The following is a 23274-nucleotide window of genomic DNA, read 5'->3' as shown; positions in this document are numbered from 1 at the left end:
GAGTTAAGTACCACACTTATGGATACAAAAGTTTTATACGTAACTGCTATAGCAATTGCAGCTATAAGTGGTGGTTACTACTATTACAGCGGCAAGGGCAATAAACTTGAGGTTGATTCAGCAAGGAGTATGACCTATTCCGCTGAAAAAATTAATCTCACCCAAACCGATGATAATGGTAATTTATATGTCCGTGCTCAGGTCGATCGCCTTGAGCAGGACATGCAGAAACAAACCTCAAAACTTACTAATCTGAATGCATCCATGTATACAAATGGCGCAGTCGATGCCACTTTTTATGCCAAAGTCGCAAATGGTTATGATGATAATGAGCGCGTGGTTTTGTCTGGAGATGTGTTGGCGGTTAAGCTGATGCCACAGGGCAAAATGCAGTTTCGAACTACAGAGTTAACGGGTTACCCTAAAACTCGTGAAATTGAAACCAATAAACAAGTAATTGTGCAATCTCCGCAAGCTGAATTTGTAAGCCAAGGTCTGAAAGCCAATTTAAATAACGGTCAATACGAATTTTTTAATATTCGAGGAAAATATGAACCAAAATCTTAAGCTTACATTTTCTAAAACCTTGCTTCAGCAAGCAGCTTTAGTCGGTTTGGTTGTATTCTCATCGGCAACGGCATTTGCAATTCCTTCTGACCGCAATCAGCCCATTTCCCTGGTTGCTGACCGGGCAACTTATAATGAAAAAACGGGTGTGACGACTTATAGCGGTAATGTCATCATCGAGCAAGGCACAATGAAATTGCAAGCCAATTCAATTATTGCCAATCTGAACAGTCAAAAAGAAATCAGCACGATTACTGCAACAGGTGGTCCTGCGCGCTTTCAACAAAAAGTGGATGTCAATAAAGGTTTAGCCAAAGGACAGGCACAAAAAATTCTCTATAATGCGCAAACAGGCATTATCACCTTGTCTGGCAATGCATTGTTAGAGCAAGATGGCGCAAGTATTCGTGGTAATACTTTGAAATATAGTATGAATAAGGGTGATATTGAGGCGACAGGTACACCAAATAACACCGGCTCATCTAAAGGCCGTGTTGAAATTATTATCCCTCCTTCTAGTTCAAAATCATTCCCGGGAGCACGTGATTAATGGATCAATCGCTAAACCAACCACAAACCCTTTGTATTAAACATCTTGCCAAAAACTATAGTAAAAGATGGGTGGTTAAGGATGTTTCTTTTCAGATGCAAAGTGGGCAGATTGTCGGATTACTTGGTCCAAATGGCGCAGGTAAAACCACGAGTTTTTACATGGTGGTTGGTTTAGTCCGAATGGATAAAGGCGAGATTCATTTGGATGATCTTGATTTATCCGATTTAGCCATGCATGAACGTGCCCGTAAAGGGATTGGTTATTTACCTCAAGAAGCCTCTATTTTTAGAAAACTGACTATTTCTGAAAACATTATGGCGATTCTTGAGACCCGTAAGGATTTGAACAAACAGCAACGTCAACAGCGTTTAAGTGAATTGCTGGCCGATTTTAAAATCACCCACATTAAAGATTCTTTAGGGATGAGTGTTTCGGGTGGCGAACGTCGTCGTGCCGAAATTGCCCGTGCTTTGGCTGCAGATCCTAAGTTTATGTTACTTGATGAGCCGTTTGCCGGGGTCGATCCTATTTCTGTAGGTGATATCAAAGATATTATTCGCTCTTTGAAAGATCGGGGAATTGGGGTGCTTATTACCGACCATAATGTACGCGAAACTTTGGCAATTTGTGAGCGTGCCTATATTGTCAGTGAAGGTGCAGTAATAGCCGAAGGAACACCGCAAGAAGTGCTTGAAAATGAGACAGTACGCCAAGTTTATCTGGGTGAAGATTTTATGGTTTAACAATAAACGAATGAAAGATGATTGTGTTATCAATAAATGACAGGATCATCTATACGTTAGGATAATAAAAAAACAATTAATTTATAAAAGCAGCGGTGTCTTTTATTAGATGCGTTTAAATATTTATCAAATATAATTGCCCCATCAAATGATGTTAAAAAAATCAACTTAAAGTAGTTTTACAGCAAAATCTGTGTATAAGAAGCATATTGAGGTTTAATATGCATCATGCCCTTACATATATACTATGCAATGTAGATGGTTTAAAAAGTTTATGCCATTGGTCAAGTCTGGGATTAGTCAAATTTTTGTTCCTAAGCTCCATGAAACTATAATAAAGCTGATATTCATGCCCTGAGTAACCTTTCAATTGGGTTCCTCAAAAGTTCAGGAATTACCTGTAATGCTGGGTTCTGATCGAACACGTATTTTTTCTAAAAATCAAAATATTTATCAACCTATTAGCCAATTAAACTTCAATAAAACAGTATTTTATGCATTAAAGCACAGTCCAGATGTTTAACAGGATTTTTCGGTTTTAGCTGGATAGGGTTTTTAAGTTGATATTGAGTACCTTATTGGGTGCGGATGTGACAGGTCAGGAGTGGTCTATTCCAGAACGTGTGATGATGGATTCTGATTTATAATACTGTGAGCCTGAATTTAACAAAATTCCGAGCATGATTACGGCACAGACAGAGGTCGAAGTTGCCAGATTGGCTTTGTTGTACAAACCTGTCGATAAAGGCCATTGCAGTAATATAATTCTGAGATGCATAAGCTTACAGCTAAAATCTATCACACAACTACTTGGCCATCTTACAATCGAGCTTTAATGAACCGGGGGAAATATCACAATTTGCTTTGATTTCATTACACAGGATATGCACAATCAAACGGTAACCCAGGTCGAAATCCAATTTATTCCTATGTAGCAATTCAATGCGATCTCATGAATAAATCCCTATTCTCTACGCATGGTCACTGGTTTTGTTCAAAGTCTAATTAAAACGATCAAGTCTTGATTGAGCGGCTCTTGATATCAGTATTCAACCTTATCTCGTCATCAAAAATATATGGATATCTCGATCAGTTATCAAAACAGTCATGATGGACTTCATCTATTAATAGACATGAGAAGCACAGCTTCGCAAGATTGAAGTTCAGGGATAAAGGTGAGTGGAAACCTAAGAAGCATCAACCTGAATATCGTCGATAATGGCGTAAACTCCACATCGGTATAGATGCTGAAACTCCGCAAATGTGTGCTGTTCAACTGACCACCCATAATGTGAGTGATTCACAATGACTGGGTGATTTACTAGCCCAAATTTCAGAAGATGAATGGATGGATTCCGTTTATACAGATGGAACTTAGCCATGCCGTCAAGTTATTTCACAGTACCCCGCTCATGCGCTTATTCCGCAGAGAAAGTATCCGAAACCTTGGAGAGATAAAAGGAAACTGCTCATCTGCAAGAAATGAATTATTTAGAACAGTAAATCTTGCGAAGCAAGTGCTTCTCAGGTCTTTAATTTGAATAGTGTGGGGAATGGTTAATTCTTAAATCCTTGTGAAACAAAGCCAGCTCAAGTTATGCTTCCACTAACAGTTTTAGACTTTGTTTTCGAGGAAGGAAGCATTCTTAAAGTTTAGTTGCACAATGAACTATATTTACCTCACTCAATCATAAAGCGATTAGATTAATGCTTTAATGCGTGGAAATTTTTCTAAGCCCTATAACCCTAATACTGGAGCATACTGTATCTATTCTTACTAGAGGAGGGTGGTACAGCTCAAATGTTTATCTAAGTTGGCTGCAGATGTTTTAAAACACGTTATAATTTTATAGTGATTTTTTTATTGTCAGATTTATGCCATTTACGATTGCCTCATCCATTACTTTCGAAGAAGACATCAAAAAAAGTCGCTTTCAAGCCATTGCTGTGCCTGTCGAAAATGAACAGGCGGTCAAGGATTTTTTGGAGACTCATAAGGATATCAGTACCACACATCAATGCTGGGCATGGAAAATTGGACACAATGTCCGGTTTAATGATGATGGTGAACCATCTGGAACTGCAGGAAGACCTATCCTGGCGACCATTGAAGGAAATGAATTGACCAATATTCTGGTGTTGGTGAATCGCTGGTATGGTGGAATTAAACTTGGGACAGGTGGACTGGTTCGCGCGTATGGTGGCTGTGCAGGACAATGTCTATTACTGGCTGAAAAAATTGAACTGATTGAAAAGAAAAAGGTCAGTTTTTCCTGTCAATTTAATGAATGGTCGATCTTTCAATACGAACTCAATCAACAGAAAATTGAATTTACAGAAGACTATACTGCAACTGGGGTACAGGTCGAAGCCTTAGTACAAATTCATCAAATTGAACCTTTGTCATTGAAAATTCAGGATGTGACACGCGGTCGTGAACAACTCCAAATTGTAGAAGAGCCACAGAATGACTGAACAAGACCCGCTGTTAAAATATCGTGAACAGCATAAGCATCGCTTGAATTATATGCCGTGGTTATATTGGTCTTTGAAACCAAAAAACCGGAGTTGGGCTGAAGCATGGCAAAAAGAATATCAGGCCTATTTAATGCAAATGGAAACGGTCGAAATTGGTGAAAACTGTTTTGTTTCACCACTGGCGCATATTTTTGCCGAGCCGGGCCGGAAAATTGTGATTGGCGATAATACCTTTATTGCAGCAGATTGTACTTTGCATGGACCCTTGGAAATAGGTAATGAAGTAGCGATTAACCATCACTGCATTCTGGATGGCGGGCGTATGGGGATCAAACTACATCATCAGGTTCGTATTGCTGCATATTGTCACTTGTATGCCTTCAACCATGGCATGGAGCTTGAACAGCCGATTTACCAGCAACCGGTACGCTCCCTAGGTATAGAGATTGGTCAGGATGTTTGGTTGGGTGCCCATGTCGGTGTAAAAGATGGCATAAGTATTGGTGCGCATGCCGTGGTGGGAATGAATAGCATGGTCACAAAAAATATTGAAAAAGCGGCTATTGTTGCGGGTAATCCGGCAAAATTTATTCGTTATCGCGATTAAAAAGTTCAATAAAATGAAGATGAAATACCGAGCAAGTTTAATTACATAAAAGCATGCACAGTCTGTAATAGATATGCTAAGTTAAAAATAACAAATAGACTTAAAGCCTTTAATGGCGAAAAGCGAGGCAAAAATGAAACGTGTAATCGCATGTATCGATTCTTCTCCATGCGTAAATGCAGTTGCTGAAGCTGCTGCGTGGGTTGCAAAGCAGACCCAACGTGAATTGGTGTTATTACAGGTTTTAGATTATTACCCTGCCAGTTATCACTTAGGGGAAATAAGTGGGGTGATTGGTTTTGAAAGTAATGCAATGTTACTAAAAGAACTGGCGGAACTTGAACAAAAACAAAGTGAATTGGCACTGAATTATAGTAATAATTTGCTCGATCATATTAGCGAAATGATTCAGCAAAAATATGATTTGACTGCTTCGCATCTACAAGAAAAAGGCGATTTTTTAGAACAGAGTTTTAATGTGCTTAGAAATGACGACATTGCCATTATTGGTCGAGTCGGGGAGCGCTCTGCAGAGCGGAATAAACCGATTGGCAGTAACGTTGAAAACTTTATTCGTGGTGCTAACTGTACCATTATGACCGTGGGCGAAAATTTTAAGCCACCGACAAGATTTATTTTTGCTTATGAATATTCGCCAACCTGCGTCAACTTGATGAAACGAATTGCACAAAGTGATTTATTAAGACTTTTGCAGTGCCATGTGCTCTATGTTGGAGATCATCCAGAAATATTGAATGAACCTGCACAATATTTACGTGAGGCAGGACTCGATGTGGTGATGGAATATCGTTATGGAGATGTTTCTGAAAATATACTTGAATATCAGAGTGAACATGAGATACAACTAATTGTACTCGGTGCATTTAGTCACAGTAAAATTCACCAGTTCTTTTTGGGCAGTGTTGCAACGACTATTTTCCGAAATTCAACTGTACCTTTGTTGGTGGTCAAATAAGCAAAAGTATGGTCTAAACGTAGTGATTAAAGATTAGTCATAGTTATCCGCATAACTTGTGGATAACTATATGGATAGTGTGTGTAAATTACTAATAAATAAATAAAAAAACAGTACGATTGTTTTTTGATCTTTGTGTCAAATTATTTCACTATGGCCAATGCAAAGCCATCATGGCCTTTGCTGCCTACAGTTTGTAACGCTGTACACGACAAGATTCGAGGATGGTTCTGTAAAGCGACAAACATTTCTCGTATACCTTCAATACTCGGTTTATGATTTTCAAGATTGATGATTTCGCCTCCACGAATCACATTATCGAGCACAATAATGGTTCCTGAATGAGACAGGTTCAGGCTTAATTCTAAATATTCAGGATAACTCTGTTTATCAGCATCAATAAAAATAAAATCAAAAGCCTCGAAATCCGCAGGCAAGGCCTTTAATACATCAGCTGCACGTCCCACTTTCAGGTCAATTGTTTGCGGCAGCTTGGCATTGTTGATATTTTCCTGACCTAAAGCTGCGTGGGTATCTCGGCCTTCAATCGTTAGGATATAACCATCTTCAGGCAGTGCACGTGCCAACCACATGGTGCTGTAGGCGGCAAAAGTACCCAGTTCCAGCACACGCTTGCATTTGTTCATCTGAATCAGCATTTGCAGCAACATACCCTGATTGGGTGCTACAGCAAGGTGACCTGGAAAACCTTTTTCTTCAGTATTTTTTAATGTCTGTAGAAGAATAGGGTCTTCTGGAATTAAATGTGAATCGATGTAAGCATCAATCTCTGTCCACATTTTTTGCATAGTTTCGTCACCTTTTTTGCGATGCAAACATTTTAAACCTTTCCATTCAGAGTGCAATTTATCGTTTAAATTTATTGAAAATAGGACAATAAAAAGAGATCATCAAGATCTCTTTTTATCTTAACCAGTTTTTAATAATTATATAGATTAGTAATTACACATAGACGAATGACGTGATAAATCAGGTCCCCAAGTACGATAACCTTGAGTATCAATATGGATTTGACCTGAAGAATACAGGCCAAGTCCCATATTCAGGCTTTGACCATGTTGCGCCCAGAATTGGCATAATTTAAATTTGGTATTTTCGATATAAGCATAATCTTCAGGTTGAGGATATGCAGGTCCAATACGAAAATCAATGGCCGAATTAAATAAGTGACGTGATGAATTGGCCCCGCCAGCACACTGGTTGAGGGGTAAATCACGATAAACCGAAGTGACTTCAAAGTCGGTGAGCACTTTGGCTGCAACCAAATATTTAAATACACGCAAAGTCGAAACTTGGTTGTTCCACAACTCACGGTTTGGAATCATGTATTGTGAACGAGAACATTTTTGCCAATCTCGTGCTGTACGCATCAATTCAAAACTTGGAATGATATTCCCCACACCATTTTGTTCAAGAAACACTTCATATTCACGTACGCGTCGTAAATTATCACCTATTGCCGCCCAAGCGCTATAAGCATAAGGAACCGTTTTAGGCGGAATCGGGCGTTCAATAATGATGCGTTCTTGAGGAATGAAGATCCGTTTTCCGTTGGGAGTCATGGTGGTACGTCCTTGTTTCTGAGGAGATGTAGTACATCCAATCATGACAAGTGGGATTAAACTGAACCCGATTAATCCCTTAAGAAAATCCTTCATTATAGAAATCAAATATTTATAAATACGTTTATCATTTTAATATAAATTGATGGATAAAATTTGGAAATATTGCAATCAAATGTTTTTTTAAGTATAAAAAAAGATCAGCAGGTGCTGACCTTTTTAAGGTAAAAACAGTTTTATTTTTCCAAGTATTGTAACTTGCCTGTTTTACCATTCCATTCTTCACGGTCAGCAGGTTGCTCCCCAATCTGGGTGATGTTCGGCCATTTTTGTGAAAGTTCAGTATTGAGTTCAATAAACACTTCTTGACCTTCCGGCAACTCATCTTCCGAGAAAATAGCATTTGCAGGACATTCGGGTTCGCAAAGTGCGCAGTCAATACATTCATCAGGATTGATGACGAGGAAATTTGGACCTTCGTAGAAACAATCTACTGGACAAACTTCTACGCAGTCTTGGTATTTACATTTAATACAGTTTTCGGTGACAACAAAGGTCATGGCGACAGCTACCTAAAAATATGGTTCTAATTACTCTTGCTATATTCTAGGCAAAAATGCATGTAACTAACAATTGCTTTTATTGATATTTGTTATATATAGGGCTGTTAATTTTAATAAAAACTGAACATCTGCTTAAATAAGGCTTCTAAATGAAAAAGACTCCTATTTAGGAGTCTTTAACTTACTGATGATGATTTTAAATTAAGCTTCTAGCGCATCTTTCAAAGCATAGATTTGTTGTAGTGCTTCGCGTGGTGAAAGATTATCGACATCTAAAGCTCTTAACAGATTCAGTGCAGGTACATCTTTCTCTACTTCAACAACACGTTCAATCACTTCAATGGATGACTCATCTACTACACTAAATAAATCGTTTTGCACGGCTTTATTGAGCTGCTGATGTTGCTGTTTTTCTAAAATTTTTAAACGATTTTGTGCTTCTTTAATCACGCTGGCAGGAATACCGGCTAATTTTGCGACCTGCAGACCATGACTTTGACTGGCAGGGCCATACTGAACTTTGTGCAACAGAATTAAATTTCCGTTCAATTCCTTGGCGGTAACATGGTAGTTATCAATGCCAGGCTCTTTACCCAGTTCAGTGAGTTCAAAATAATGCGTCGCAAACAGACACAGGCATTTAATACGTTTGCTGAGGTCAATCACACAAGCCCACGCCAAAGACAAGCCATCATAGGTACTGGTACCCCGACCGACTTCATCCATTAACACCAAAGACTGGTTAGTGGCATGATGCAGAATTTGTGAAGTTTCTGTCATCTCCACCATAAAGGTCGATTTACCCGTGGATAAATCATCCGCTGAGCCAATACGGGTAAAGACCCGATCAATTGGGCCTAGTACTGCGGATTTAGCAGGAACATAGCATCCACAATAGGCTAATAAACTGATCAGTGCAGTTTGGCGCATAAATGTGGATTTACCCCCCATATTCGGCCCTGTCACTATGGCCATTCGGTGGTTGAAATCTAAAGTTGTATCATTGGGGGTGAAAGCCGTTTTACTTAATGCTTCAACCACAGGATGGCGACCGGCTATAATTTTCACCCCGATTTCAGGACTAAATTCCGGACGCGACCAGTTGCGTAAACGTGCCTGATGGGCAAAGTTAGCCAGCATGTCAATCTGCGCAATTGCGCTGCTCATCATTTGTAAATTGCCGATATCTTGACGTAATTCATCCAGCAGCATTTCAAATAACATTTTTTCACGTGCCAGCGCACGCGATTCACTGGATAGCACTTTATCTTCAAAAGATTTGAGTTCTGGCGTGATATAGCGCTCTGCATTTTTTAAGGTCTGGCGACGAATGTAGTGATCTGGTGCCTGATCTGCCTGCGCGCGGGTCAGTTCAATATAATAACCGCTGACACGGTTATAGCCAATTTTAAGGGTAGAGACTCCCGTATTTTTACGCTCTTGAGTTTCCAGATCGATCAGGAACTGACCTGCATGATCACGAATTTTACGCAGTTCATCAAGTTCGCTGTCAAAACCTTCTGCAATCACATTACCATCACGAAGCAAGACAGGGGGGTGTTCAACAATGGCAGACATCAGACGTTGATATAGCCCCTTGAAATCACCTAATTCATGATCTAATTGTTGAATTAAGCCAGATTGCCGGGCTTGGGTGATCGGCTGAATGGCATGGCGTAATAAAGGAATTTGCGCACAGGCTTGGCGCAACTGGACTAAATCACGTGGACGTGCACTGCCTAAAGCAATACGGCTCAGTACACGTTCAATATCACTAATGTCTTTCAACACTAAGCGAATTGGTGATTCATGATAGCCATTCAGCATCGCTGCCGTTGCATCAAGGCGGGCATCGAGCAATTTGGTATCACGCAGCGGCTGCATTAAGGTGCGGCTGAGTAAACGTCCACCCATCGCGGTTTGACAATCATTGATCAGTTGAAATAGCGATGTCCCATGATCAAACAAGGGCTCGACTAACTCTAAATTGCGGCGCGTAACGGGATCGAGTGCAATAAAGTCACTGCTTTGTTCTAGCTGAATGGAACGGATATGCGGTAAAGCTGTTTTTTGGGTTTCTTTGGCATAGTGAATCAGTGCTGCAGCAGAGGCTTTTGCCAGTGGTAAATGATCAATCCCGAAACCTGACAGTGTCGATACGGCTAACTGATCACATAAGGTTTTTTGCGCATTATTGACATTGAAATCGACATTTGGACGCTTGGTAACTGGGCACTCAAGTTGCTTTTTAATTTGTTCAATAATATTGGGATCTACAATATCTTCATCCACCAGAATTTCGCTTGGCATTAAGCGGGAAAGCTCAATCGCGAGTTGCTCGTGTTGAAAATCTTGTTGTTGAACCTTGAAAATGCCTGCGCTTAAATCTAACAGCGCAATACCAATTTGATTTTGTTGAATGCAGAGCGCGACCAAATTGGAAGATTGATGACTGTTGAGTAGTGCATCGTCAGTTAGTGTACCGGGAGTGATAATTCGGACTACACCACGTTCCATAGGCGCCTTACCGCGAGTGCCTGCGCTCTCGCCTTCACCGAGCTGCTCACAGATGACAACGGTTTCGCCTTTCTTGACCAGACGCGCCAGATAACCTTCAGCTGCATGGTAAGGTACGCCCGCCATCGGGATCGGTTCGCCATTGGCTTTGCCACGATGGGTTAATGTAATCCCCAGTAATTTTGCAGCTTTATGGGCATCATCAAAAAACAGTTCATAAAAGTCACCCATACGGTAAAACATGAGTGAGTGAGGATGTTGCATTTTGACGTTCAGGTACTGCTGCATCATGGGCGTTAAAGTGGAAAGATCAGCCATGATTTCCGGGTAACTCATTGAGGTAAAATCCTTAAATATTTGAATAAATCTAGATCGCTAAAAACTTGGCTGTCTCACCAATTTCAATTTTTTGCATGAAGATAAGTTAATTTACCAGTAACACATTCTGCTTATATTTTTTGATTTTCTGGCAAGTCGTACCTATCAAAAAACTTAACTTCATTCGAGTGGCTTATCTTATCAAATTTGCATGAGCAGAGAAAAATGCTTTGCAATAAATACGTAAAAATGAGGGAAACCATTTTTTTATTTTTTATGAAGAGATTTTGGGTGAGTTAATAGTGAATAGAGTGCTAATAAAGATCAATAGGCGAGTTTTGAAATATTTGAATAATACTTAACAATAGCCTAAGCAAATATTTATTGCGTCAAATTGAATAACATTTCAGCCGATCATAGGAATGAAGCATGATCGGCTGAATTACTTACCTTAAGGGTTATGTAAACCTAATTGGGTCAAATGCAGGCGTAAGATTCGACGCAACTCTAAAATGGCTTCAGGTGTTTCCTGAATGGAATGGCCACCTTTGATGATCTTTTCAGAAACTGCGCCATTTAAATGGGCACTTTTATAGGTAACGACATCATCGGTAATCATATTCAGATCATCACTGTCGGTGATATTACCCATAATAGAATGGAAGGCGAGACCCTTACGTGGGTTAATGTCTTTGGTCAGTTCCATAAATTTTGACTGATGGCTTAAGTCGCTTGGACCATTTTGAATCAGGCCGTGATCAACCTGGGTTAATAGATCTTTAACGTCCAGATCCTGATTTTGTATGCTGTCACCGATGGCAGACAGGAAGGTAGCTGGTATACGAATAATTTTACGTGCAACCTTGGTAAACCAGCGATCTGCATAATCGGTTCCTTTATGCGGAGATGCGAGAAATATCGCCCGATTAAAATTAGGAATATCCTTGATGACCAGGCGCTGAGAAATAATCGGTAATTTTTGATATTTATTTAATTGGCGGTTATTCATCATGGATAAGGCTTTTTGGGTCACATCCGCGTCGCTGACCAAAAGGCGTGCAATAATGCCTCCCATGCTGTGTCCAACCAGTACGGCATCTTTTTTGGCGGGTGCCTTGGCATCCACCTGTGCAAAGGCCTGATTGAGCAGGGCATAAATCTGCAAGCGACTTTCAATAATCGGCATATTGGTTGAATAGAACACTTGCCAGACCTGGAAATTCTCACGTAGCACCGTATCGCCCATAATGTCATTGGTCAGTCGAATCCATGCTTCAGGACTACTGGCTAAACCATGCACCAGTACAATCACTTTTTTATTTGGATTATAGGGTTCAAGCATATATAAATGCGGCATGGTGAGATGATCATCACGGTCAATCAGGGTTAAATAAGCAGCTTTACCCAGATTGTTTTGTGCCAGCCATAAACCATAGGGTGTAGAAAAGTTAGCAGCAAGCGGATAGGTTTTTCCTGCCAGATCCACTTTTTCATACTTGTATGGATCAAAAGCTTTTAATTCAAATTCGGCCTTATTTAAAATATCTTCAATACTGGTTGCAGATTTTGGTTGGGCGGTAATGGTGGCTGCCAAATAACGCGCTTGATGAATATTTGGATTAACGCCATTTTTGTAGCTAAAATTTATCGGGTCGATAATATATTTATTTTTACCTTCACCGATATCATTCTTAACTTGCGGTAAAACAACCACAAATTCGGAACCAAAACCATCACGGCGGTTAATAGAGCGCAACCCTGAAAAATTCAGGTTATAACTTGAGAGCAGCTGCTCAATTTTCTGTTCTTTAAGCTGTGGGTAATGGTCAAAGTTAATGCTGTAGATACTGTCACCGACTTTAATCCGTTTTTCGACTTCCGTAGGTTTATAACGTAAGCCATAAGCTGAAACCAGTTTAGCCAGGGCCAAGTTATAGAAGTCACGAATTTGCACCTGTCTGTTATCAAAAATACGGTCTTGGGGTGCGCGTTTTGTTTTAAACATGTAGGCATAACTGTATCGAATACTTTTATCTAACATGTAAAGCTGCTGATCTAAACATTTATTATAATTGACTTGCTGGAGCTGTTTTTTTTCTTCTGCTTTGGTACTGGTTAATATGCCAATTTTGCAATCACTTGAATTTTCAAAACTTAAGGCTTTGGCTAAGTAAACCTCACTTGCTGTAGATAATAATTGTTCATCTTGAACCTGGGGAATTTGTTGCAGTTCCCGAATGCACTCTTCAGGTTCGTCCGAGCAAATGTTCGCTTCACGCCCCGTCATCGAGAGCACGTTTAAGCTGGCTTCGCTTAATTTGTTGCGCGTTAAAATACTTTCTCGTTCATTGGCAATAGTAACATTGATGCCCTGACTTTTTACACTGACCACCTGACAGCCAGTGAGAAGATAACTACTGAATAGCGCTGCAAATAAAACTTTGTATATCTGTTTTGGCATAATAATAATCTGCAGTATGTATTTATTTGAATTTGATTCATCATACGATAATTCTTCTAATTTTCAATCAATCCCCATAAAAATAGGCCGTACTGGACGGCCTATTTTTACTTTGGTCTGACTTTAAATATTAAGATGCTGGTGTTGCTGGTGTTGCTGGTGTTGCTGGTGCAGCAATGACTTGCCATACATTCCAGCGACCTTGTGTTTCAATTTCAGCCATTAAACGGTCAGCCACTTCAGCTTCTTGTGGATATTTGATTTTGTAATTTTTCAAAGTCTGAATCGCATTTTTCTTTTGTTCCATGGCAATGTAGTTATTTACCGCAGAGAGATACGCTTCCTGAACATCGGCTTTCATCGCTTTATCTAAATAAGGAATCGCTTCACGTTGACCGCCGCCTTCAGATAAACCAAAACCAAACCAGAAGTTTGCCTCCCCATCTTCTTTGTTAATTCTTAAAATACGCTGCGCATAGGTTAAAGATTTAGTAGTATAAACCGAACCCAGATCCAGGTTGCGCGCCATGACACTGGCTTTAAATGCACGAATGAGTACATCAAAAGACGCATTATCCCGTGATGCTAAAGTATCAAGTTGCTGCGTCAATTGTTTCAGTTTTGCTTCAAAACCTTTACGTTCCTGACGATCAGTAAAACGAGGCGGATAGTGGCGTGCTTTACCTTCAACCAATTGCAAGAAGTCATCAATTTCAGTGACATCAAGTTCATTTTCGCCTGCAAGTACGGCAAATTTCAAATTACGTTCATTGCTGTTTACGGTTGGAATAATCAGCTTGTTCACATCTAAAGTGACTTTCTGTGACGGGTCACTTTGAAGATTAACTTCCATTTTAGTGACGGGCTGTGCTGCTGCTTGTATTAATGCAATTTCAAATGGAGGTGGAGCATCGTAGTTAAATGGATTCAATGCATAGAACGGTGGAGTCAAATCAGGTTCAGTGAAGATAATTGGAGTAGTCAGTTTTGTTTCTTCTTTAGGAGTTGAGCTACACCCAGAAAGTAAAGAAACCGCTATTAATGTACATGCCAAAGGCTTAAGAGTCATATGGGTCATCCATTGATTTAATTTTAAAATTGATGAGAGTCTGTCGATATTTCATAAATGGCTTGCGCTGTAAGCTAAAATTGAACAGATGAAGTATCAATAAACCCGACTTGCATGTTTGTCAGTCTAAGAAAACTCTGATGAACACGCAAGTTAGCAATTGTGAAGATTCACATAAGCACTTTAGGCTTTGGACTGACTGCTTTGTGCTTCACATTCCCGGCGTACATCTTCAATAATTTTAAGCTCTTCAACACTAAAGGGTTGTTCGTCTTGCTGCTTTTTGAATGAAGGGTCAAGTAAAGATAAACGCTGGCATAAGTTATTCATGCGTTTTTCATTATATTGAATTCTCTCCAGCAAAACCCGCATACCATCTAAGATTGGATCTGGCTGGTCCTGTGTTGCCGCATAAGGCTGAAAACCAATGCTTTCCGCATAATCACGGCGACGGGCTTCTTCATCATCTTTTGGTTTGTCTTTGGTGATAAAGCGGGCTGGATTGCCCACAGCTGTGGTATCCGGTGGAACCTCTTTGGTGACAACTGCATTGGAGCCGACTTTGGAGTTTTTACCCACGGTAAAGGGGCCAAGAATTTTTGCACCGGCACCGACCACCACACCATCTTCCAGAGTTGGATGACGTTTGCCTTTATTCCAGGTTGTACCGCCCAGGGTCACGCCGTGATAAAGCGTGACATCATCCCCAATTTCGGCAGTCTCACCAATCACCACACCCATGCCATGGTCGATAAAGAAACGACGACCAATTTTTGCACCTGGATGAATTTCAATGCCTGTGGCAAAACGGCTAAAAGAAGACAATAGGCGAGCAGAGCCTTTACACTCTTTTTGCCAAAGTTCATGAGCAATACGATGCATAATCAGTGCATGTATGCCCGGATAAGTCGTGAGAACTTCTAAGGTGTTTCGAGCTGCAGGATCGCGCGCGAATACAGCCTGTATATCTTCTTTAAGCTGTTTAAGCATTAGTTTGATCCTCTGAAGAATCTGTTGTTTTATCTGTAGATTTTTTCCATTTACCACTATTCATCGCTTGTACACGCGTGAATATGCCACGAAGTAAATGATATTCCATACGGTCTAATTGTATACGCCCAAAGAGACGACGCAAGCGTAAAGGCAATAAACGTGGATTTTTTGGATCCATAAATTCAATTTCTGCCAGCATTTTTTCAATATGCGGGTAAAACTGTTCCATTTGTTCATGCGTGACCAATGGCTCATCCCACTGCATGTCAATTTCATCGGTCACATGCATGGTGGCTTCAGGATTTTCTTTCTGCTCAGTCAATGCCATGGCTGCCATACGCATTTCATAGCAAATCACTTGAATGGCTTGGGCAACATTGAGTACGCCATAGTCGTTATTGACTGGAATAGTGACATGATAATTGGCCATCGCCAATTCTTCATTGGTCAGGCCACGATCTTCACGACCAAATACAATCGCAATTTCCTGATGATCTTTGACGACTGCGTTAAGCGATTTTTCCGCAGCAGGGCGGGTATCCAGCAAAGGCCACGGAATGGTACGGCTACGCGCACTGGTACCAAAAACCAGATGGCAGTCTTTAATTGCTTCTTCTAAAGTCGGTACAATTTCAATCTGTTCGATTAAATCGACTGCACCTGCCGCCAAAGCATTGATGTCCGGGTGCGGATAGGTTTTAGGTTCAACCAGTATCAGTTTGGATAAGCCCATGGTTTTCATAGCGCGTAAAGCACTACCGATATTTGCAGGTAATGTGGTATTGACCATGACAATACGCACATGGGAGAGATGTGCTGAAACAACAGCATTGTCAACTTGACTCATAATGTGTCCGATTTGAATTTAAATATTTAAAAATTAAGAATATTGGTTGGCTTCAGCCTGATACAGATCCATCGCATCATCCATGCTGACATTGGCAGGCGGCGGTGCAATGTATGCGGGCTTACTATGATGCGCGGCCTTGGCAGCTTTGGATTTCACTTGATATTCAATGTGAATGACATCTTTACCAAAATAATCGCGTAATTTCGCCAGCAGTTCATCCTGTGGCGCAACTTTCCAATTCAGTCCCAAATGAACTTCTGCAGAAGCGTAGGGATAATCAATTTGTAATTGCATTGGAATATGATTGCACATATCGACATTACAATATGGGATCAGAATCTTTTGTAAATCCTGACTCAGGGTTTTGGTCAGATGTTCGCTATTCAGTTTAATCTGGATGCTATTGGCACGTTTCTGGCGAATTTCATTCAGGCTGAACGCCTTGGTTAAACGTCCCATCGGACGGTCATAACCCTCACGCTCATAGATTTCGCCTTCAATCACCACCACACGGTCGGCCTGAATGACATCTTTAAAGCGCTGGAAACGTTCATGGTTGGCAGAGACTTCAATACGTGCCGTACCATCATCCAGTGTCACCATCATCCGGTTCGGGAAGTTGGCAACATCCACAACCAGTCCGGCAAATACGGTAGTAACACCGCGACGTGTCGGGGTTAATTCGTTAATTCGTACAGGAATAAAGGATTTTAACTCGGGGCGATAGACATCAATTGGATGTCCGGTGAGATACAGCCCAAGGGTATCTTTCTCGCCTTTAAGACGGACTTCATCTGACCACGGTTTTACTGGTTTAGACGGTTTACGCTGAACTTCTTCAACTTCACCAAATAAATCCATAATGCCGGTTTCACGATTAGAACGTGCCTGTTCAGCCGCCTGAACTGCTTCCGGCAATTGCGCCATGATACTGGCACGATCAATACCCAAGCAATCCAAAGCCCCTGAGCGGATTAAAGCTTCCAAAGTTCGTTTATTGATTTTTTTCAAATCAATACGATGGCAGAAATCGAATAAATCTTTGTAAGGGCCATCCTGCAAACGTGAATCAATCACCGATTGCATGGCTGCCTCACCCACGCCTTTAATTGCACCTAACCCATAGACAATGGTTTTTTCATCGCTGGCATGGAACTGGTAAAAAGACATGTTAATGGACGGTGGAAACACTTCTAAGCCATTAATCCGGCAGTCATCAATCAAAAATACAATACTGTCGGTATTCTGCATTTCCGAAGTGAGTACCGCTGCCATAAATTCAGACGGATAATAGGCTTTTAACCATGCTGTTTGGTAAGCAACCAAGGCATAAGCGGCGGCATGTGATTTGTTAAAACCATAACCGGCGAATTTTTCCATATAGTCGAAGATATGGTTGGCGGTCGCTTCATCAATGTCTTTTTTTGCCGCACCTTCAATAAAGATTTGACGGTGTTTGACCATCTCTTCGACTTTCTTTTTACCCATGGCGCGACGCAACATGTCCGCGCCACCGAGGGTATAGCCGGCACAATACTGTGCGGCCTGCATAACCTGTTCCTGATAAACCATGATCCCGTAAGTCGGCTCCAGTACACCTTCCAACAACGGATGCAGATATTCAAATTCACCGCCATGCATACGGTGGATAAAGTCAGGAATAAGATCCATTGGACCAGGACGGTACAACGATACAAAGGCAATAATTTCTTCAAATTTACTTGGACGTGCCTCTTTCAGCATTTTTTTCATGCCGACGGATTCAAACTGGAATACCGCAGTAGTATTGGCATCCGAAAAAATTGAATAGGCTTTGGCGTCGTCTAGCGGGATATGCGCAATATCAACGGTTTTTTCAGGCCCAATGCGTTTATTAATATTCTGAATTGCATCTTCAATTACGGTCAGGTTACGCAGACCCAAGAAGTCGAACTTGACCAAACCTGCGGATTCAACATCATCTTTATCGAATTGTGCAACGCGGTTGGTACCATCAGCATCGCACATCACGGCTGAATAGTCGGTAATTTTACCTGGTGCAATCACCACACCACCGGCATGTTTACCGGTATTACGGGTAATGCCTTCGAGCTTAAGGGCCATTTCCCAGATTTCAGCAGCGTCGTCATTATCCGGGTTAGATGGATTAGTGACGATATCTTTAAGCTGCGGTTCCATGTCGATGGCCGCACGAAGGTCTACACCTAATGGCTTGGTCGGGATCAACTTGGAAATACGGTCAGCAAGTCCGTAGGATTTACCCAATACACGTGCTACGTCCCGGATGGCACCTTTCGCGGCCATGGTTCCGAAAGTGGCAATCTGAGATACTGCATCACGACCATAATGACGTGCTACATAGTCAATCACCCGGTCACGACCTGCAATACAGAAGTCGATGTCAAAGTCGGGCATCGAAACACGTTCAGGGTTCAAGAAACGTTCGAACAGCAGGTCATAACGTAGCGGATCGAGATCGGTAATTTTCAGGCTATACGCCACCAGTGAACCTGCACCTGAACCACGTCCCGGACCGACCGGTACGCCATTATTTTTGGACCACTGAATGAAGTCCATCACGATCAGGAAGTAGCCGGGGAATCCCATGTTCAGGATCGTACCAATTTCGTAGGCTAGACGTTCATCATAAACTTTACGGATTTCAGGCCAGTCTTCATCGCGTTTTTCAACGGGATAAAGGAAGTTTAAGCGTTCTTCCAGGCCTTCCCGAGAAATATGTTCAAAGAAGGTATCAATGGTATGACCTTCTGGAATGGGGAAGTCGGGAAGGTCATTGAAGCCTAAACGCAAGCTGACATTACAGCGTTTGGCAATGTGGTAGGTATTTTCAATCGCTGTTGGAATGTCTGAAAACAGTTCAGTCATTTCCTCGGCAGTTTTAAAATATTGTTCAGGCGTGTAAGAACGCGGGCGACGGTTATCACCCAGCACATAGCCATCGGCAATACACACGCGTGCTTCATGTGCTTCGAAGTCGGTTGCTGCAATAAAATGCACATCATTATGGGCTACGACACCAATATTGTATTTCTGGGCCAGCTTAACTGCGCCTGCAATAAAGCTCTCTTCATCGGGGCGGTCAGTACGGGTCAGAGCCAGATAAACACGGTTGCCGAATTTTTCAATCCATTCTTCTAACAGTGCTTCAGCTTTTTGCGGGTTGGATGAGTTGAGCATTTTACCGACATCACTATGCATGCCTAAAAGCACGATGATGTCCTGGTTTTGTTCAAGCACCCATTCTTTTTTTACGCAAGGAATGTCAAGCTGCTGACCTTCAATAAAGCCGCGCGAAACAATTTCAGTTAGACCGCGCCAACCCTTGTTGGTCATGGAAAGCAGGGTTGCTTTATGTTCTGCATCATTCAGGCGAATGACACTACCCAGAATGGGTTTGATGCCTTTATCCAAACATTTTTTATAAAATTTAACTGCGGCATGCAAGTTGGACAGATCTGTTAATGCCAAAGCTGGCATTGCATCATTCTCTGCAGCTTTCATAAGATCAGGTATACGTACGATCGATTCCGTAATTGAAAATTCTGTATGTATACCAAGATGAACAAAGTGCATAAATGAGTCCCTGCAAAAACTGACGGCTATTTTAGCATGCTCTGAATATAGGAATGGCTTAATATTTATCAAAATCGAAGCAGATTTTTCATTGCAATATTGGTTAGAACTGATGTTTTTATTGATAAAGTCGGAAATTGAATTATTTTTAACCAGAATATTTTTGCCAAATAAAAACCCTCAAGATGAGGGTTTTAAAGATTTGAGCTAATCAATATTTATCTTAACTTGGCCAACCACTCGCCCACAGTCTGAACAATTTGCACCAAGAGCAATAGCACAATTACGGTTAAAATGACCACGCTGGTATCAAAGCGTTGATAGCCATATGAGATCGCCAAATCCCCAATACCACCGGCACCGACTGCACCCGCCATTGCGGTTGCGCCAATTAAACTAATAGTCGCGGTGGTTAAATTTAAAATCAGTGAACTGCGCGATTCAGGCAAAATAAACTTGAAAATAATTTGTAATGGGGTAGCACCCATGGCCTGAGCAGATTCCACAATCCCTTCATTCACTTCTAATAATGAAGTTTCAATCAGACGTCCCATATAGGGGCCAATATAGATGGTCAGTGGAACAATCGCTGCCCAAGTCCCGATTGACGTACCGACTAAAAATTTAGTGAAGGGAATCACTGCAATGAGGAGGATGATGAAAGGCAGGGAGCGGAGGGCATTCACAATCGGGTTCAAGATATGATAAACCGCACGATTCGGAAGGATACCCTCAGGTCGAGTGACCAATAATACAATACCCTGAATAAAGCCCCAAATTCCGCCAAACAACATGGCAAAGAATACCATGTGAAAGGTTTCTTGTAGGGCAGTGACAAACTGGTCAATCGACAGGGAACTCTGCCAAAACGGTGTAGTCAGTTCAGTCAACCATTGTACGATTAAATCTCTCATACCTGATCTCCTGAATGTTCAACCTTTACGCCATTTTGTTCTAAAAATTCAATTGCTTGCTGAATAATTTCTAGATCACCCAACAATTGGATAAACATCTGTCCAATTACGGTGCCATTAATTTCGGTCATATTGGCAAACAAGATATTTAAACTGATATCAAATTTCTTAATTACTGCCTGTACCACAGTTTCTTGAGCAGATCTGCCTAAAAACTGTAGGCAATAAATACTGTTGTGATTCTGATTTTCGAGGTTCTTTAATATGTTGACGGGTAACTGTTGCTGAAGCACCGTTTGGATAAAGTTTTTCGTGGTTGGATGTTGTGGCTGACTGAAAATTTCAAGGGTAGAACCGGTTTCAATGACTTTACCTTGTTCCATTACCGCGACATAATCACAAACGGTTTCAATGACATCCATTTCATGGGTCACCATGACAATGGTGATGTTCTGTTCTTTATTGATTTTTTTGAGTAAGGCTAAAACAGATTTGGTGGTTTGCGGATCTAGTGCAGAGGTTGCTTCATCGCAAAGTAAAATTTTAGGATGATTGGCAAGCGCGCGGGCAATACCGACACGTTGTTTCTGCCCCCCTGAAAGCTCGTCGGGGAAAGCATCTTTTTTATGCTTAAGGTCAATAAACTCAAGTAATTCATTTAAGCGCTTTTCACGTTCAACTTTGCTGATTCCCAAAAGCTTCAGTGGCATTTCAATATTTGCCGCGACAGTTTTAGTTTGCAATAAATTGAAGTGCTGAAAGATCATACCAATATTTGCACGTTCTTGACGTAATGAGCGTGCATCCAAAGCGATAAAATCTTTTTGATTAATAATTACCTGACCTTCATTCGGACGTTCTAATAAATTAATCAAACGAATTAAGGTGCTTTTACCTGCGCCACTATAGCCAATAATACCAAAAATACTGCCTGCTGGAATTTCCAAATTAATTTGGTCTAGGGCACGTATGGTTTGACCTTTGAGCTGATAGTGCTTTGAAATGTTTTTAAATTCAATCATATCGTCAGAAACTAAGCAGAAAATAAAAAACAGGCAAAATGACTTTGCCTGTTTGGTTTGGATGATTATATTACTATTTTGATTCAGTTAAATAACTAATTGGTTTATTCACATCGACCTTCGTACCACCAAATTTTTCTTGCACGTATTTGTTCACAGCTTCGGTGTGATACAAGGCACCGACTTTTTGTAGTAAAGGATCATCTTTACGAGATTCAGCAGTCGCTAAAATGTTTACATTTAACTTGGTGCTTTGGTCTACTGGTTCATAGTAAATCGAGTCTTTCAGTACGTTCAAACCACCTTCAAGCGCAAGTGTATTGCCTAAAACAATCGCATCCACTTCATCTTTAACACGAACCGCAGTCGCCATTTGAATCGGTTTAATCACAATTTTTTTAGCATTTTCAGTAATGTCGCTTGGTGTACCAGTGGCAGGGTCAAAGTCAGCTTTAAGTTTTACCAAGCCAGCAGATTGAAGAAGTAAAAGTGCACGCGCTTCATTGGCTGCATCGTTTGGAATAGCAATGGTTGCGCCGTTAGTAAAATCTTCAACCTTTTTTACTTTGCTTGAGTAAATACCCATTGGCTCCAGATAAGTCGTAGACACTGGTGCAATCTTGTCTTTATTCGATGCATTGAATGCCACCAAATAAGCATATGACTGGAATGCATTGAGATCGACTTCTTTGTTGGCTACTGCATTATTCATGGCCACATAGTCAGTGAAGTTTTTCACTTCAAGATTGATACCTGCTTTTTTGGTTTCAGGCAATGTCGTAATATAACGCCAGATGTCTGCATCTGAACCAGTCGATGCCATTACAACGGTCTGTTCTTTTGCGGTATCACTTTTTGCTGCGTCAGTTGCAGGCGCTTCTGGTTTAGAGCAAGCCGCTAAGCCAACAGTTAAACCTAAAACAAGTCCAAGGAGCTTTTTCATGTATTCATCCCAAGTAAATTTAATTTTGGCTTTAAATTTACGAATCATTTATTAGAGAGATTAAGTCAAAATCGAAATCAGTATAGAACGAAGGCATGATTACAGTCATCATGTCCAAACGTTTGCCTGATAGATCTGCAGCACTATAAAATTTATAAATTACGTTGATGCAATTAGCAATCTGTTGAATAGTGATTTAAAAAACAGTTATAAAAAGTTTTTAAATCATTGTATTCATTAATGAGATTGAATTTCTACTCAATCAAAATTTGCCTCATCATAACAATAAATCTATATTCAATATAGTGAATAAAAAATTAACAATTATCTTATTAAGTGAATAGCGATAATAAGATATTTGAGGTATTAATAGTAAAAACAATAGGGTCTGTTGACATTTCAAGTATAGAATTTACCCGATAAAGGTAGCCAAATAAATACACAAGCTAATGCAACTGCACCCTCATAGCTACACTTTAGCTTATCATATCGTGTTGCTATTCCTCTGAACTGCTTTAACCTA

Annotated in this window: 19 protein-coding genes and 2 pseudogenes; 7 read left to right on the top strand and 14 right to left on the bottom strand. The window is 40.7% G+C overall.

The window, feature by feature from the left end; genetic code table 11:
- Positions 1 to 18: 18 nt before the first annotated feature.
- The 3 genes from lptC to lptB are packed head-to-tail and all read left to right on the top strand — an operon-like array spanning position 19 to position 1863.
- Positions 19 to 567: an LPS export ABC transporter periplasmic protein LptC gene (lptC, locus tag ACKI4H_RS14250; protein ID WP_407306867.1), complete on the top strand. Its 549-nt coding sequence runs from the start codon at positions 19 to 21 to the stop codon at positions 565 to 567.
- Positions 551 to 1117, top strand: coding sequence for a lipopolysaccharide transport periplasmic protein LptA (lptA, locus tag ACKI4H_RS14245; protein ID WP_407306865.1), 567 nt, complete (start codon positions 551 to 553; stop codon positions 1115 to 1117). Before lptC ends, lptA begins: the two co-directional genes overlap by 17 nt.
- The gene (gene lptB / locus ACKI4H_RS14240) at positions 1117 to 1863 is read left to right on the top strand and encodes an LPS export ABC transporter ATP-binding protein (protein ID WP_407306863.1); all 747 of its coding nucleotides are present in this window, start codon (positions 1117 to 1119) and stop codon (positions 1861 to 1863) included. Before lptA ends, lptB begins: the two co-directional genes overlap by 1 nt.
- A 598-nt stretch (positions 1864 to 2461) precedes the next feature.
- Here lptB and ACKI4H_RS14235 read toward each other — a convergent pair.
- A complete protein-coding gene (locus tag ACKI4H_RS14235; RefSeq protein WP_407306861.1) occupies positions 2462 to 2641 on the bottom strand; it encodes a hypothetical protein in 180 nt (59 codons plus the stop codon).
- Between ACKI4H_RS14235 and ACKI4H_RS14230 the strand changes: the two are divergent.
- The 4 genes and pseudogenes from ACKI4H_RS14230 to ACKI4H_RS14215 form a co-directional block, all read left to right on the top strand.
- Positions 2636 to 3365, top strand: a pseudogene (locus ACKI4H_RS14230) (IS5 family transposase); the annotation flags it as partial. The gene ACKI4H_RS14235 and the pseudogene ACKI4H_RS14230 overlap by 6 nt on opposite strands.
- A gap of 373 nt (positions 3366 to 3738) precedes the next feature.
- The gene (locus ACKI4H_RS14225; protein ID WP_407306859.1) at positions 3739 to 4338 is read left to right on the top strand and encodes an IMPACT family protein; all 600 of its coding nucleotides are present in this window, start codon (positions 3739 to 3741) and stop codon (positions 4336 to 4338) included.
- A complete protein-coding gene (locus ACKI4H_RS14220) occupies positions 4331 to 4948 on the top strand; it encodes an acyltransferase (RefSeq protein WP_407306857.1) in 618 nt (205 codons plus the stop codon). Before ACKI4H_RS14225 ends, ACKI4H_RS14220 begins: the two co-directional genes overlap by 8 nt.
- Before the next feature lie 133 nt (positions 4949 to 5081).
- Positions 5082 to 5924: a universal stress protein gene (locus ACKI4H_RS14215; RefSeq protein ID WP_407306855.1), complete on the top strand. Its 843-nt coding sequence runs from the start codon at positions 5082 to 5084 to the stop codon at positions 5922 to 5924.
- 143 nt (positions 5925 to 6067) lie between these two features.
- Here the strand turns inward: ACKI4H_RS14215 and ACKI4H_RS14210 are convergent, their stop codons facing one another.
- The 13 genes and pseudogenes from ACKI4H_RS14210 to ACKI4H_RS14150 form a co-directional block, all read right to left on the bottom strand.
- Positions 6068 to 6733 (bottom strand): O-methyltransferase, encoded by a 666-nt coding sequence (locus ACKI4H_RS14210; RefSeq protein WP_407306853.1) that lies wholly within the window; start codon positions 6731 to 6733, stop codon positions 6068 to 6070.
- 147 nt (positions 6734 to 6880) lie between these two features.
- Positions 6881 to 7603, bottom strand: a complete 723-nt coding sequence (locus ACKI4H_RS14205; protein ID WP_407306851.1) for a peptidase M15 — start codon at positions 7601 to 7603, stop codon at positions 6881 to 6883.
- Between the two features lie 140 nt (positions 7604 to 7743).
- Positions 7744 to 8067 (bottom strand): ferredoxin FdxA, encoded by a 324-nt coding sequence (gene fdxA, locus ACKI4H_RS14200; protein ID WP_407306849.1) that lies wholly within the window; start codon positions 8065 to 8067, stop codon positions 7744 to 7746.
- A 204-nt stretch (positions 8068 to 8271) separates the two neighbouring features.
- The gene (gene mutS / locus ACKI4H_RS14195) at positions 8272 to 10923 is read right to left on the bottom strand and encodes a DNA mismatch repair protein MutS (protein ID WP_407306847.1); all 2652 of its coding nucleotides are present in this window, start codon (positions 10921 to 10923) and stop codon (positions 8272 to 8274) included.
- Between the two features lie 433 nt (positions 10924 to 11356).
- Positions 11357 to 13366, bottom strand: a complete 2010-nt coding sequence (locus ACKI4H_RS14190) for an esterase/lipase family protein (RefSeq protein WP_407306845.1) — start codon at positions 13364 to 13366, stop codon at positions 11357 to 11359.
- A gap of 130 nt (positions 13367 to 13496) precedes the next feature.
- Complete coding sequence (locus tag ACKI4H_RS14185) at positions 13497 to 14435, bottom strand: ABUW_2363 family tetratricopeptide repeat lipoprotein (RefSeq protein ID WP_407306843.1); 939 nt, start codon at positions 14433 to 14435, stop codon at positions 13497 to 13499.
- Positions 14436 to 14618: 183 nt separating this feature from the next.
- On the bottom strand, positions 14619 to 15425 hold the full coding sequence (gene cysE / locus ACKI4H_RS14180) for a serine O-acetyltransferase (RefSeq protein WP_407306841.1): 807 nt from the start codon (positions 15423 to 15425) through the stop codon (positions 14619 to 14621).
- Positions 15418 to 16275, bottom strand: coding sequence for an RNA methyltransferase (locus ACKI4H_RS14175; protein ID WP_407306839.1), 858 nt, complete (start codon positions 16273 to 16275; stop codon positions 15418 to 15420). The genes cysE and ACKI4H_RS14175 overlap by 8 nt, the downstream gene beginning before the upstream one ends.
- Before the next feature lie 33 nt (positions 16276 to 16308).
- Complete coding sequence (dnaE, locus tag ACKI4H_RS14170; RefSeq protein WP_407306837.1) at positions 16309 to 19872, bottom strand: DNA polymerase III subunit alpha; 3564 nt, start codon at positions 19870 to 19872, stop codon at positions 16309 to 16311.
- 218 nt (positions 19873 to 20090) lie between these two features.
- Complete coding sequence (locus ACKI4H_RS14165) at positions 20091 to 20786, bottom strand: methionine ABC transporter permease (RefSeq protein WP_407306835.1); 696 nt, start codon at positions 20784 to 20786, stop codon at positions 20091 to 20093.
- On the bottom strand, positions 20783 to 21808 hold the full coding sequence (locus ACKI4H_RS14160; protein ID WP_407306833.1) for a methionine ABC transporter ATP-binding protein: 1026 nt from the start codon (positions 21806 to 21808) through the stop codon (positions 20783 to 20785). Before ACKI4H_RS14160 ends, ACKI4H_RS14165 begins: the two co-directional genes overlap by 4 nt.
- A gap of 73 nt (positions 21809 to 21881) precedes the next feature.
- Entirely contained in the window at positions 21882 to 22751 is an 870-nt protein-coding gene (locus tag ACKI4H_RS14155) for a MetQ/NlpA family ABC transporter substrate-binding protein (protein ID WP_407306831.1), read from the bottom strand.
- Positions 22752 to 23150: 399 nt separating this feature from the next.
- Positions 23151 to 23274, bottom strand: a pseudogene (locus tag ACKI4H_RS14150) (IS5/IS1182 family transposase); the annotation flags it as partial.

The organism is Acinetobacter sp., from assembly GCF_045628685.1.
GTDB lineage: Bacteria > Pseudomonadota > Gammaproteobacteria > Pseudomonadales > Moraxellaceae > Acinetobacter.
Note: the sequence above shows the minus strand (reverse complement) of the source record. Positions and strands in the feature narration are given on the sequence as shown.

Coding starts and splice junctions, on each gene's coding strand:
- lptC (WP_407306867.1), top strand. CDS start 19: ATGGATACAAAAGTTTTATACGTAACTGCTATAGCAATTGCAGCTATA.
- lptA (WP_407306865.1), top strand. CDS start 551: ATGAACCAAAATCTTAAGCTTACATTTTCTAAAACCTTGCTTCAGCAA.
- lptB (WP_407306863.1), top strand. CDS start 1,117: ATGGATCAATCGCTAAACCAACCACAAACCCTTTGTATTAAACATCTT.
- ACKI4H_RS14235 (WP_407306861.1), bottom strand. CDS start 2,641: ATGCATCTCAGAATTATATTACTGCAATGGCCTTTATCGACAGGTTTG.
- ACKI4H_RS14225 (WP_407306859.1), top strand. CDS start 3,739: ATGCCATTTACGATTGCCTCATCCATTACTTTCGAAGAAGACATCAAA.
- ACKI4H_RS14220 (WP_407306857.1), top strand. CDS start 4,331: ATGACTGAACAAGACCCGCTGTTAAAATATCGTGAACAGCATAAGCAT.
- ACKI4H_RS14215 (WP_407306855.1), top strand. CDS start 5,082: ATGAAACGTGTAATCGCATGTATCGATTCTTCTCCATGCGTAAATGCA.
- ACKI4H_RS14210 (WP_407306853.1), bottom strand. CDS start 6,733: ATGCAAAAAATGTGGACAGAGATTGATGCTTACATCGATTCACATTTA.
- ACKI4H_RS14205 (WP_407306851.1), bottom strand. CDS start 7,603: ATGAAGGATTTTCTTAAGGGATTAATCGGGTTCAGTTTAATCCCACTT.
- fdxA (WP_407306849.1), bottom strand. CDS start 8,067: ATGACCTTTGTTGTCACCGAAAACTGTATTAAATGTAAATACCAAGAC.
- mutS (WP_407306847.1), bottom strand. CDS start 10,923: ATGAGTTACCCGGAAATCATGGCTGATCTTTCCACTTTAACGCCCATG.
- ACKI4H_RS14190 (WP_407306845.1), bottom strand. CDS start 13,366: ATGCCAAAACAGATATACAAAGTTTTATTTGCAGCGCTATTCAGTAGT.
- ACKI4H_RS14185 (WP_407306843.1), bottom strand. CDS start 14,435: ATGACTCTTAAGCCTTTGGCATGTACATTAATAGCGGTTTCTTTACTT.
- cysE (WP_407306841.1), bottom strand. CDS start 15,425: ATGCTTAAACAGCTTAAAGAAGATATACAGGCTGTATTCGCGCGCGAT.
- ACKI4H_RS14175 (WP_407306839.1), bottom strand. CDS start 16,275: ATGAGTCAAGTTGACAATGCTGTTGTTTCAGCACATCTCTCCCATGTG.
- dnaE (WP_407306837.1), bottom strand. CDS start 19,872: ATGCACTTTGTTCATCTTGGTATACATACAGAATTTTCAATTACGGAA.
- ACKI4H_RS14165 (WP_407306835.1), bottom strand. CDS start 20,786: ATGAGAGATTTAATCGTACAATGGTTGACTGAACTGACTACACCGTTT.
- ACKI4H_RS14160 (WP_407306833.1), bottom strand. CDS start 21,808: ATGATTGAATTTAAAAACATTTCAAAGCACTATCAGCTCAAAGGTCAA.
- ACKI4H_RS14155 (WP_407306831.1), bottom strand. CDS start 22,751: ATGAAAAAGCTCCTTGGACTTGTTTTAGGTTTAACTGTTGGCTTAGCG.